An 11,539-nucleotide genomic window follows, 5' to 3' on the forward strand; every position below is an offset into this window, starting at 1 on the left:
TGCCGGAGGATTCCCCGATGACCGCGCCCGGGTACGCCGCGCAGCGCTCCGCGCTCGCCAAGGCGATCGGCCTCGGCGTGCCCGGCGGGCGCAGCGATCAGCGCAGGACCGGCACCGGCGGCTGATCGGCGGCGCGGCGGGAGCCCGGTGGCGGCGCGCTCTCGGCCTTGCGGCTCTGGAACGGAAGCACCTGCGCGGGGCCCGGGACGGACCTGCCGAGCGCGGCGCGGTCCGGACGCCCGAACGTGTCGGCCCAGCTCAGCTTGATCACATGGCAATCCGGAGCCGCGGACGTGGTCTCCTCCGCGGGGGGCGGTGCCTTGCGGTTGCCGGCGCTGATCCAGCGCACGATCCGGTGCTCGCGCCCGCGGCGCAGCGCCGGCGGTCCATCCGGCGCGCTGCGCCGGCGGATCGCTTGCCTGTCGTCGGTCCTGTCTGAGATCGACACGCTGAATCACCCCGTCCGCAGTCGGGGCGGGAGCGAGGACGGATAGCGGGTGCAGCCGTGGATCCGTCGGGGTGCTCCACCCGCGACAACGGCGCTATCCTACTGAACTTGCAGGGGCCGGACAGGGCGGTCCCGTCCAAAAAACTTGTCTCTGCGTCCCAGATTGGCCCGGTCCCGGCCCCGGCGGGCTCAGGAGGCGTGCGCGCCCGGCACCGCCGCGAGGAGGCTGCGGGTGTAGGCGTGCTCCGGCGCGGCGAACAGCTCCGCGGTGCCCCGCATCTCCACGATGGCGCCGCGGTGCATCACGGCGATCCGGTCGCAGATCGTGGCGGCCACCCGCAGGTCGTGGGTGATGAACAGCATCGCCAGGGACAGGCGCTGCTTCAGATCCTCCAGCAGGTCCAGCACCTGCCGCTGGACCGAGACGTCCAGCGCCGAGACCGCCTCGTCGGCCACCAGCACGTCCGGCTCCATGGCGAGCGCCCGGGCGATGCCGATGCGCTGGCGCTGCCCGCCCGAGAAGGCGTTCGGGTAGCGGGCGGCGGCCTTCGGATCGAGGCCGACGAGGTCGAGGAGGTTTCGGGCCCGCTCCCGGGCCTCGGCGGCCGGGACCCCATGGGCGATCGGCCCCGCCGTGATGATCTGCTCCACGGTGCGCCGCGGGTTCAGCGAGGCGAACGGGTCCTGGAAGATCATCTGGATGCGGCTGCGCTTGTCGCGCAGGGCCGTCTTGCCGAGGGCCGTGTAGTCGAGGTCCCCCAGCCGGACCGTACCGCCGTCGGGCTCGATCAGCCGGATCGCGAGCCGCGCCGTGGTCGACTTGCCCGACCCGGATTCGCCCACGATCCCAAGGGTCTCGCCGCGGCGAACGTCGAACGAGACCTCCTTCACGGCGGCCACGACCCGCGGCTTGCCGAACAGGCCGGAGCGCCCGGAATAGGTCTTGGACAGCCCGGTCACCGAGAGGGCGATCGGGGCCGCCGCGAGGGGCGCGCGCGGCGGCGGCGTGAGGCTCGGGACGGCGGCGAGCAGCGCCTTGGTGTAGGGTGCCTGCGGATTGCGCAGCACCGCCTCGGCCGTGCCGGATTCCACGAGCCGCCCGCGCTGGAGCACCGCCACGTGGTCGGCGATCTCCGCGACCACGCCGAAATCATGGGTGATGAACAGGACGCTCATCCCGCGCTTCCGCTGCAGGTCGCGGATCAGCCGGAGGATCTGGGCCTGGGTGGTGACGTCGAGGGCCGTGGTCGGCTCGTCGGCCACCAGCACCGAGGGCTCCAGCGCCAGCGCCATGGCGATCATCGCCCGCTGCCGCTGGCCGCCGGAGAGCTGGTGCGGGTAGGCCCGCACCGCCTCTTCCGGGTTCGGCAGGCCGACCTCGGTGGCGAGCGCCACCGCCCGGGCCCAGCGCTCGCTCCGGCTGAGCAGGTTGTGCGCCTCGAACATCTCGGCGATCTGGTCGCCGACCCGCATCACCGGGTTCAGCGCCGTCATCGGCTCCTGGAACACCATGGCGATGCGCCGGCCCCGCAGCGACCGCCACGCGGGCTCATCGAGGGTCAGGAGGTCCCGGCCCTCGAACAGGATCGTGCCGGCCGTCGGCTTCAGGGCCCGGGGCAGGAGGCCGGTGAGCGCGTAGGCGCTCATCGACTTGCCCGAGCCCGATTCCCCGACCACGCACAGGATCTTCCCGGCCTCGAGGTCGAGGTTCAGGCCCTCGACCGCGTGCGGGCGGTCGGCGCCCTTGGGGAGCGCGATCGTCAGATCGCGGATGCGGACGACCGGCGCACTCATGGTTCAGGCCCTCGCTTTGCGGCGCCGGAGGATGTCGGGTCCGGCCTCGCCCAGATCCCAGAACAGACCGGCCATGATCGCCAGGCCCTCGCGGGTGCCGGAGGCGAGCATGTGCTCGTCGGGCCCGTGCTGGCGGCAGGCCGGGTAGGAATGCGGCACCCAGAGGGTCGGTAGGCCCAAAATCTCCGAGAAGGCGTCGTTCGGCAGCGAGCCGCCGAGATTGGGCAGCAGCGCCGGTTTTTTGCCCGAGCTCGCCTCGATCGACTGGAGCGCCCACTCGACCCAGGGGTCCTCGACGGGGAGACGTGTCGCCTGGAACACCTCCGCGGCGCGGGCCGGACGGACCTCGATCATCGGGAAGCCGTGGGCATCGAGATGGGCGCGGACGTTCGGGATCAGGTTCTGCCAATCGGTGCCGACCACGAAGCGCAGCTGCAGGGTCGCCTTGGCGTGGGGCGGGACGGCGTTGAGCGGGCCGTCCGGATCGCCGGTCTTGAAGGCCAGCACCTCCAGGGTGTTCCAGGCGAAGACCCGCTCGGCCGGACTCAGGCCCGGTTCGCCCCAGTCGGCATCGATCGTGGGCGCGGTCGGGTCCTCGCCGACGCGGATGTCGGCGAGCGCCGCGCGCACGCCCTCGGGGATCGGCGGCGGCCGCAGGGCGTCCACCAGGATGCTGCCCCGCGCGTCGACCATCGAGGCGATCGCCGAGGCCAGCACCGTGCCGGGGTTGCGCAGCAGGCCGCCCCAGTTGCCGGAATGGTGCGGGCCCTCGCGCAGGTTGAGGCTGAGCTCGAAATTGTAGGCGCCGCGGGAGCCCAGGAAGAGGGTCGGGCGCTCGCCGCTGAGGCGGGGTCCGTCCGAGGCGATCAGCACGTCCGAGCGGAGGGAATCGGCCTGTTCCCGGCAGAACGGCCGCAGGCCCGGGGAGCCCGATTCCTCGCCCATCTCGATCAGGAGCTTCACGTTGAAGCCGAGATGGCCGTCGCGGGCCGCGATCACCTGCTCCAGGGCGGCGAGGTTGAGGACGTGCTGGCCCTTGTTGTCGGCGGTGCCGCGCCCGTACCAGCGGTCACCCTCGACCACGATCTCCCAGGGGCCGAGGCCCGCGCGCCACTGCTCGGGATAGCCCCGCACCGTGTCGCCGTGGCCGTAGATCAGCACGGTCGGCAGGTCCGCGCCCTCGCGCCGCTCGGCGACCAGGAACGGGCCGTGCACCCCGTCCGGGTTCGGGAAGATCTTCGGCGTCTCGAAGCCGAGCCGGGCGACGAGCGGCACGATGAAGGCGTCGAGATAGGCGCGGAGCGCCGCCTCCTGGCCGGGGGCCTGGCTCTCGGTGGGCATCGCCACCGCCTCCCGCAGGAGGGCGAGGAACGCGCCCGAATCGAAAGCCTCCGTGGCGCGCGCGATGGCGGCGTCTCGCGTCATGGTGTGTTTCCCGTGAAACATTTTGGTAACCTGTCGACGGGCCCTGGCCCGGCGAAGCCGTCAGTTGCGCGCCTCGGGGGCGGTGATGTCGCGCAGGCCGTCGCCCAGGAGGTTGATCGCCAGCACGAGGAGGAGGAGCGCCACGCCCGGGATGGTGATCACCCAGGGCTGGAAGAACATGTACTGCTTGCCCTCGGCGATCATCAGGCCCCAGGAGGGCAGGGGCGGCTGGACGCCGAGGCCGAGGAACGACAGGGCGGCCTCCAGCAGGATCGCGTGGGCCATCTCCAGGGTCGCCACGACGATCAGGGCGTTCATGATGTTGGGCAGGATCTCCTGGCGGAGGATCCGCAGGTCGGTCAGCCCCGCGGCGCGGGCGGCCGAGACGAAGTCCTGGTTGCGGATCTGCTGGGTCGCGGCCCGGGTCACGACGGCGAAGCGGTCCCAGAGCAGGAAGCCCAGTACCAGCACCACCACCTTCAGGGAGCCGCCGACCAGGGCCGCCATGGCGAGCGCCACCAGCACCACCGGCATGGCGAGCCGCGTGGTCACCACGTAGCTGACCACCGAATCGACCCAGCCGCCGAAATAGCCGGCGCACAGGCCGAGCACCGTGCCGATCAGCCCCGAGATCAGCGCCGCCGAGATCCCGATCAGGAGGGAGATCTGGCCGCCGTAGAGCAGGCGGCTCAGGTAGTCGCGGCCGAGCTTGTCGGTGCCGAGCACGTGGTCCCAGGTGCCCTTGGCCTGCCAGACCGGCGGGATCAGGCGGCGGGACACGTCCTGCGCGTAGGGGTCGTGCGGCGCGATGAGCGGGGCGGCGAGCGCCGCCAGCACGATCAGCCCGAGGATTCCGGCCCCGATCAGGAAGCCGGTGTGGCGCAGGCCCCGCCGCAGGATCAGGCGGGTGGGGGAGGGCACCGCCGCCAGCGCGACCGGCGCGTCCGGGGGCAGGGCGGGGGCGGCGAGCGCCGCCGTGTCGGGGGGGAGGCTCATGGCGATCTCCGTCCTCAGGCCTGGCGCAGGCGCGGATCGAGGAAGGCGTTCAGGAGGTCGGCGGCCAGCGTCAGGCCGATGTAGATCATGGCCAGCACCAGCACGATCGCCTGGACGACCGGGAAGTCGTTGCGGGCGATCGACTCCCAGGCGAGCTGCCCGAGCCCCTGGAGCGAGAACACCGCCTCGATCACGATCGAACCGCCGAGCATGAAGCCGAACTGCACCGCCGACAGGGCGATCACCGGGATCACGGCGTTGCGCAGCGCGTGCCGCACCAGGATTTTTCTGGGCGGCAATCCCTTGGCGCGTGCGGTGCGGACGTAGTCGGAGGCCAGCACCTCCAGCATGCCGTTGCGGGTGAGGCGCATCACGGCGGGCATCGCGTAGTAGCCGAGCGCGATTGCCGGCAGGACGAAGTTCTTCCACGTGGCGTTGCCCGAGACCGGCAGCCAGCGGAGGTTCACGGAGAAGATCAGGATCAGCGTCAGGCCGAACCAGAAGCTCGGCATCGCCTGGCCGAGCACCGAGACGGCGAGCGCCGTCCGGTCGATCCAGGTATCCCGCTTCACGGCGGCGACGACGCCCAGCGGGATCGCCACGAACAGGGCCACGCCGAGCGCGATGATGCCGAGATAGAGGGTGATCGGCAGGCGGGCGGCCAGCAGGTCGATCACGCTCTCGCGGAAATAGAAGGAGTTGCCGAAGTCGAGGTGCAAAGCCCGCCAGCCCCAGGTGAGGAACTGGGTCAGCAGCGGCTGGTCCAGTCCGTAATCCTGGCGGATCTGGGCGATTTGCGGCCCGGTGGCCTCCGGGCCGGCGATGGCGGTCGCGAGGTCGCCCGAGAGGTGGAGGAGCAGGAAGCTCGCCACCGAGACCGTGAAGGCCACCGCCAGGGCGACCAGCACGCGCCGGAACGTGAAGGCCAGCATGGGCTCAGGCTCCCTTTCGGCGAGGCGGACCGGATCGGCTCCCGCCGTCGGAACCGGGGCGGATCGCGGGTCCCCTCTCCCGTGCGGGAGAGGGACAGGGTGAGGGGTGCGACCTCTCCGGGAAGACCTGATCCCTCACCCCAACCCTCTCCCGCACGGGAGAGGGAGCCGGTCGCGCCACGACCACCATCCTCACTTCCACGACGCCGCGTAGAAGCGCGGCACCTCGTCGGGCTGGGCGGTGAAGTTCAGGTCCGACGTGAAGGCGTAGTTGGTCGAGTAGGAGAACATCGGCAGGGCATAGGCCTCTCCGGCGATCCGCTGCAGCGCCTTGGCGTAGGCGGCCTTGCGGGTCTCCGGATCGGTGGAGCCGTCGCCCTTCTGGAGATCGGCGATCACCTGCGGATCCTTGGTCAGATCCTCCTCGCCGCCGCGGAAATACACCCCGTCGAAGGCCGAGACGTCGTTGACCGAGAACGACCCCCAGGTCTGGTAGCCGATCGAGGTCTTGCCGGCCCGCAGCGCGTCGCGGAAGGCGGCGTAGCGCAGGTAGTTGAGCCGCGCCTTGATGCCGACGGCGCCGAGATAGCCGATCACCGCCTCGGCGTAGTCGCGCTCGCGATAGGCGGCGAGGTCGATCTCGAACCCGTTCGGGTAGCCGGCGTCCTTGAGCAGCGCCTTGGCCTTGGCGGGATCGTAGGCGTAGCGCGGCACGCCCTGGTCGGTGCAGCCGAACTGGTCGACGAAGCACAGCGCGTTCATCACCCGCGAGGCGCCGCGCACGAGGTTGTCGACCATCGCCTTGCGGTCGATGGCGTAGGAAATCGCCTGCCGGACGCGCACGTCCTTGAGCGGCGAGTTCTCCTTGGCGCGGCCCAGCGTGTCGAATTGCAGGAAGCCGACCCGCATCGTCTCGGAGTTGAGGACCGTGATGTTGGGCGCGGCGCGCAGCTGCTCGGCCTGGTCGCTCGGCACCCGCCAGATCCAGTCGACGCCGCCGGTCATCAGCTCGGCCATCCGGCTCTCGCCGTCCGGGATGACGCGGAACTGCAGCTTGCCGATCTTCGGCTTACCCAGCGGACTGCCGGCCCAGTACTTGTCGAACCGCTCCATGGAGACGCCGCGGCCGCTGTCGACCTTGGTGATCCGGTACGGGCCGCTGCCGACCGGCGCCTTGGCGAAGCCGTCGAGACCGACCTTCTTGAAGTAATTGGCCGGGAAGATCGGGGTCGGGCCGGCGAGGTATTCCAGCGCCGCCGGGAACGGCGCCTTGAGGTGGATGCGGACATTATGCGGGCCCGTGACCTCCACCGACTTCATCCAGTCGACGTTCTGGCGGGTGACCGTGCGCGCCTCGGGCGTCAGCACGTAGTTGAACGTGAAGGCCACGTCCTCCGGCCCGAGCGGGTCGCCGTTGTGGAAGACCACGCCCTCGCGGATCGTGAGATCCAGGGTCGTGTCGTCCGCCCAGGTCCAGGCGGTCGCCAGCATCGGCTTGTAGGTGCCGTCCTTCTGGTCGCGGTACAGCAGGGTGTCCCAGCAGTTCCGGGCCAGGATCACGCCCTCGCGGGCGCTGTTGTGATACGGGCTGACATTCTCCGGCTCGCTGTCAGAGGCGTAGACCAGGGTGTCGTCGGCCTTCCCGGCCAGTGCCGGATGCGCGGCGATCAGGGTCGCGAACGAGGCGGCGAGGGTCGCGGCCCGGGTGAGAATCCGTAGCGGCATGCGGTCTCCGACGGCGCGGCGGACAGGTCCGGCGGATCGATCCGCGGCTGCCGCGTTTTTCACCCTGCCATGGTGTTGTGCATCTGGGATCGCAACAAGTAGAATTTGGCGAGTGCTGCGTTGCCGTATTGGCAATGTGCATGGCAGCATACAGCGTATCGGGCACGATAATGCAGACGACGGGCCTGCGCTACTTCCTGGCCGTGGCCCGCACCGGCTCGATTGCTGCGGCCTCGGCCCAGCTCAACGTGGCGGCCTCGGCGATCAGCCGGCAGATCGCCAACCTGGAGGCCGAGCTCGACTGCGTGCTGTTCGAGCGGCGCCCGCGCGGCATGGTGCCGAGCCCGGCCGGGGAGCTGCTGGCGCAGCACGCCCATCAGGTGCTGATCCGCTCCGAGCAGGTGGTCACCGAGATCCGGGAGCTGGAAGGGCTCGCCCGCGGGCTGATCCGGGTCGCCTGCTCCGAGGGCTTCTCCCTCGACATCGTGCCGAACGCGATCGCGGCCTTCCACGCGGCCCATCCCGGCATCCGCTTCGAGGTCACGGTCCAGCCCCCGGCCCAGGTCACCCAGACGGTGGCAGTGGGGGATGCCGATCTCGGGATCACCTTCGCGCTGACACCCACCGCGCAGGTCGAGGTGCTCTACGACGGGCAGGTCGACATGCTGGCGCTGGCCGCGCCCGACCATCCCCTCGCGCGGGCGCCCGCCCTGCGCCTCGCCGACCTGCTGGACTATCCCGTCGCCCTGCCGACCCGGGACACGACCCTGCGGCAGGTCTTCGACGCCGCCTGCGCGCACGAGGGCATCGCGGTGGAGCCGGTGCTGACCTCCAACAATCTCTCGGCGCTGCTGCCCTTCGTGCGGCGCTCCCGCGGCATCGCCCTGATGTCGGCGCTGTCGGTGCAGACGCCCCTGCGGCTCAACGAGCTTGTCAGCCTGCCGATCCAGTCCCGGACGAGCCTCGCCCGGGGCGTGAAGATCCAGGCGATGCGCGACCGGCGGCTGCCGAAGGCGGTGCGGGCATTCCTGCGCCAGCTGCTCGACGCGCTGCCGCCGCCGCGATCGCCGTGACCCTCGGCGCGCTCGGCCCGCGACCGCTCAGGCGCCGCCCCGGTCAGCCGCGAGCCGACAGCTGTGGTCCATGACGTCCTCGGCGCTGGCACTCGGCGCCCGGTAGGCCAGCAGGATGTAGCCCGGCTCGGGATCGCCCGGGGGCGTGGCGAGCGCCGCGAAGCTCGTCCGGTGCAGGTCCGGCCGGGCGCCCGGCAGGGTGTGCAGGGCCGCGAACGGGTTGGACTGCGCGGCCTCCGCCTCCGGCACGCGCAGGGCGTAGTAGCGGTCGCCGGCCAGTGGCACCGGGAAGCGGCTCCAGGTGTGGCGCACCTGCCGGCCGTGCGCCCGGACCGCCTTGAGCACGCTCGGCTTCAGGCAGTCGAGATGGATGTGCAGCTGGTCCTGGCTGCGGCCCCGGGCCGAGTTGACCGCCAGCCCGACCTCCGCGGGGGACAGCTTCCCTTTCAGCACGTCCGACACGAGCGGCCGCGCCGCCAGGGCCGCCCGCCAGTAGGCGGCGCCCCGCGGCCCGCGCAGGACCGGTGCCTCCAGGCCCGCCACGGTGTCGGTGGGCATGACGACGCTGTGGGTCGGCTCGCCGGGGGCGCGCAGCACCGCCGAGCCCGGACGATCCGCGTCGCCCAGGTCGACCGAGAGGCACGGGAAGGTCCGGTTGGCGAGCCGCTTGGCGAGCACGCAGGTCTTCAGCGCCGCCCACAGGACGTCGCGGCTCGGATCGGGGGCGGCCGCGGCCGGGACCGCGGCCATCGCGGAGAGCGCCACGAGGAGGGCGGCGAACGGCGCGCGGCGCATGAGGGCTCCCCGATCGGGCCGGCGCGGCGCGTCGGCTTGGCCGTCCCGCAATAGCCGATCCGGGGTCCTGCCGGCAAAGGATCCGGAGACGCTGACGCCGCACCGGAAAACCCGCTATGCCGGCCGCTCCGCCGCCCCGGAGGCCCGCGATGACGCCATGCCCGCGATGACGACCGCGCTCACCCCCGACATCGCCGCGCGCTTCGCCGCGGTCGCCCTGGGCCACGTCGCCCGCGAATATCCGAACAAGCCCGGGCACGTCCTGGCCGGTCCGGCGGATGCCCGCACCCCCGCGGCCCTGCACCCGGCCTTCCACGGCAGCTACGACTGGCATTCCTGCGTCCACGGCACCTGGCTGCTGGCGCGCGTGCTGCGCCTGTACCCGGACGGCCCCCAGGCCCCGGCGATCCGCGCCCGGCTCGACGCGCAGCTGACCCCCGAGACGGTGGCGGGGGAATGCGCCTACTTCGCCGCCCCGACCGCCCGGGGCTTCGAGCGGCCCTACGGCTGGGGCTGGCTCCTGAAGCTCGCCGACGAAATTTCCGGGCTCCCCGAGCCCCGGTGGTTCCAGGCCCTGGCGCCCCTGGCCGGGATGATCCCGCAGCGTTTCGGGGACTTCCTGGCGGTCGCCGTCTATCCGGTACGGGGTCGGGACCCATTTTAAACCCGCCTTCGCGCTGCGCCTGGCGGCCGATTACGCGGAGGGCGCGGGGGATGCCGGGCTGACCGCCCTGCTGCGCGACACCGCCGAGCGCTGGTACGGGGCGGACACGGACTGCCCGGCCTGGGGCGAGCCCGGCGGCGACGACTTCCTGTCCTCCGCGCTGATCGAGGCCGAATGCATGCGCCGGCTGCTGCCCCCCGCGCGTTTCGCGCCCTGGTTCGACCGGTTCCTGCCCGATCTCCCGGCGTCCCGGCCCGCGACCCTGTTCCGCCCGGCCCGCGTGACCGACCGCTCGGACGGCAAGATCGCGCATCTCGACGGGCTGAACCTCAGCCGCGCATGGTGCTTCCGCGCGCTGGCCGCGGCCCTCGATGCGGACGATCCCCGCCGGCCGCTCCTGGGCGCGGCCGCGGAGGATCACCTCGCGGCGGGGCTCCCGCACGTCACCGGCGACTACATGGGCGAGCACTGGCTCGCGACCTTCGCGGTTCTGGCCTTGGAGGCGGGGCCGGACGGCGACCCGGGCGGCGGTCCGGATGATCTTCTAAGAGAAACTTGAGAACTCTTCGCCCCGGGCCGGGCTGGGGAAGGGGACCGACAATAAAAAAAGACCGCCCTCAAGAGAACGGTCCGAAAGTCTAGGGAGGAAACGCCCGAGCGGGGCGGCCGGACAATGCGGTCGGCACCGTCTGGCCCGGCATCAACTCGACACAGGTGGTCTTGTTCCTGGATCCGAAACGCCGCGTCGCAACGGCAATGCGCCCGTCACCGGAGCGATTCCGACCGGCCGGCGCAGATCTCCGGGGCCAAACTCGGCGCGGTAGGTCCGCTCCAGCGTCATCAGGTTCCGCAGGGGCGCTTCGGCGAGGTCGAGGAGCCGCGCATCGCGCCAGCGCAGCTTGCGGCCGAGGTGGCGACGGAACCAGCGCCCGCGCTCCTCCTCGACGAGCAGGATCAGCTTGCCGGTCCAGGTCCGGCGGAACCAGAAGCGTCCGGTCAGCGGCATGGCGGTCTCGCGCCCCGATTGTCGAGGCGAATACAATACATCCAGTCCGGTGTGGCCCAAAATGCTTAGGTTAGAACGCGGACGAATTCGGGCGAAGGCGGTTAAGGATCGCGCGCCCCGTCAGCGCCGCCCGGCTGCGGCGCCGGGGCGGCCGGCTGCCCGCCGCGCTTCGCCGTCTCGTAGAGGACCTGGGCGAGCTGCTCGGCGGAGTAGGGCTTGCGCACGAGGGTGAAGCCGTGGGCGTCGTCCGTGGCCAGGATGTGGCTGTAGCCCGAGGTCAGCACCACCGGCAGGTCGGGACGGTCGGCCTGGAGCTGCCGGGCGAGGGCGAAGCCGCCCATCCCCGGCATAACCACGTCGGAGAAGACCACGTCGAAGCGGTCGGGCGTCCGCCCGAGTTCGCCCAGCGCCTCCTCGGCGGATTTCGCCCAGACCGGGGCATGGCCCAGATCCTCCAGGATCTGGGTGCAGAACCGGCCGACCCCGAGATTGTCCTCCACGACGAGGATGCACAGGCCCCGCCGCGGTTCCGCCGCCCGGCGGCGGTCGCGGTCGGCCTCGGCGACCTCTGCGGGCGCCTCGACCTGGGGCAGGTAGAGCGAGAAGGTCGTGCCGCGCCCGAGCGTGCTCGCCACGTCGATGTCGCCGCCCGACTGCTGGCGAAGCCGATGACCGGCGAGC

Annotated in this window: 9 protein-coding genes and 3 pseudogenes; 3 read left to right on the top strand and 9 right to left on the bottom strand. The window is 71.7% G+C overall.

Annotated elements, in window-relative coordinates; genetic code table 11:
- Positions 1–125: pseudogene (locus I53_RS35120) on the top strand (MucR family transcriptional regulator); the annotation flags it as partial.
- On the opposite strand, the gene I53_RS13780 reads toward I53_RS35120, so the two are convergent.
- From I53_RS13780 to I53_RS13805, 6 genes are all read right to left on the bottom strand, one after another.
- Positions 98–448 (bottom strand): hypothetical protein, encoded by a 351-nt coding sequence (locus I53_RS13780; RefSeq protein ID WP_043351624.1) that lies wholly within the window; start codon positions 446–448, stop codon positions 98–100. The pseudogene I53_RS35120 and the gene I53_RS13780 sit on opposite strands and share 28 nt — an antisense overlap.
- Positions 449–637: 189 nt before the next feature.
- Complete coding sequence (locus I53_RS13785) at positions 638–2,242, bottom strand: ABC transporter ATP-binding protein (protein WP_043351625.1); 1,605 nt, start codon at positions 2,240–2,242, stop codon at positions 638–640.
- 3 nt (positions 2,243–2,245) lie between these two features.
- Positions 2,246–3,667, bottom strand: coding sequence for a M20 family metallopeptidase (locus I53_RS13790; protein ID WP_043351627.1), 1,422 nt, complete (start codon positions 3,665–3,667; stop codon positions 2,246–2,248).
- A gap of 60 nt (positions 3,668–3,727) precedes the next feature.
- On the bottom strand, positions 3,728–4,663 hold the full coding sequence (locus I53_RS13795) for an ABC transporter permease (protein ID WP_043351629.1): 936 nt from the start codon (positions 4,661–4,663) through the stop codon (positions 3,728–3,730).
- Between the two features lie 14 nt (positions 4,664–4,677).
- Positions 4,678–5,595 (bottom strand): ABC transporter permease, encoded by a 918-nt coding sequence (locus tag I53_RS13800; RefSeq protein ID WP_043351630.1) that lies wholly within the window; start codon positions 5,593–5,595, stop codon positions 4,678–4,680.
- A 192-nt stretch (positions 5,596–5,787) separates the two neighbouring features.
- Positions 5,788–7,320, bottom strand: a complete 1,533-nt coding sequence (locus tag I53_RS13805) for an ABC transporter substrate-binding protein (RefSeq protein WP_043351632.1) — start codon at positions 7,318–7,320, stop codon at positions 5,788–5,790.
- A gap of 170 nt (positions 7,321–7,490) precedes the next feature.
- Between I53_RS13805 and I53_RS13810 the strand changes: the two genes are divergently transcribed.
- Positions 7,491–8,393, top strand: a complete 903-nt coding sequence (locus I53_RS13810) for a LysR family transcriptional regulator (protein ID WP_043351634.1) — start codon at positions 7,491–7,493, stop codon at positions 8,391–8,393.
- A gap of 27 nt (positions 8,394–8,420) precedes the next feature.
- Here I53_RS13810 and I53_RS13815 read toward each other — a convergent pair whose 3' ends face one another.
- Entirely contained in the window at positions 8,421–9,188 is a 768-nt protein-coding gene (locus tag I53_RS13815; protein WP_043351635.1) for a CDP-diacylglycerol diphosphatase, read from the bottom strand.
- A 166-nt stretch (positions 9,189–9,354) separates the two neighbouring features.
- Between I53_RS13815 and I53_RS13820 the strand changes: the two are divergent.
- A pseudogene (locus I53_RS13820) lies at positions 9,355–10,411 on the top strand (DUF2891 domain-containing protein).
- Between the two features lie 141 nt (positions 10,412–10,552).
- Here I53_RS13820 and I53_RS13825 read toward each other — a convergent pair.
- A complete protein-coding gene (locus I53_RS13825) occupies positions 10,553–10,858 on the bottom strand; it encodes a hypothetical protein (RefSeq protein ID WP_043351637.1) in 306 nt (101 codons plus the stop codon).
- A 101-nt stretch (positions 10,859–10,959) separates the two neighbouring features.
- A pseudogene (locus tag I53_RS13830) lies at positions 10,960–11,539 on the bottom strand (response regulator); the annotation flags it as partial.

Origin of the sequence: Methylobacterium sp. B1 (assembly GCF_000333255.1) — a bacterium.
GTDB lineage: Bacteria > Pseudomonadota > Alphaproteobacteria > Rhizobiales > Beijerinckiaceae > Methylobacterium > Methylobacterium fujisawaense.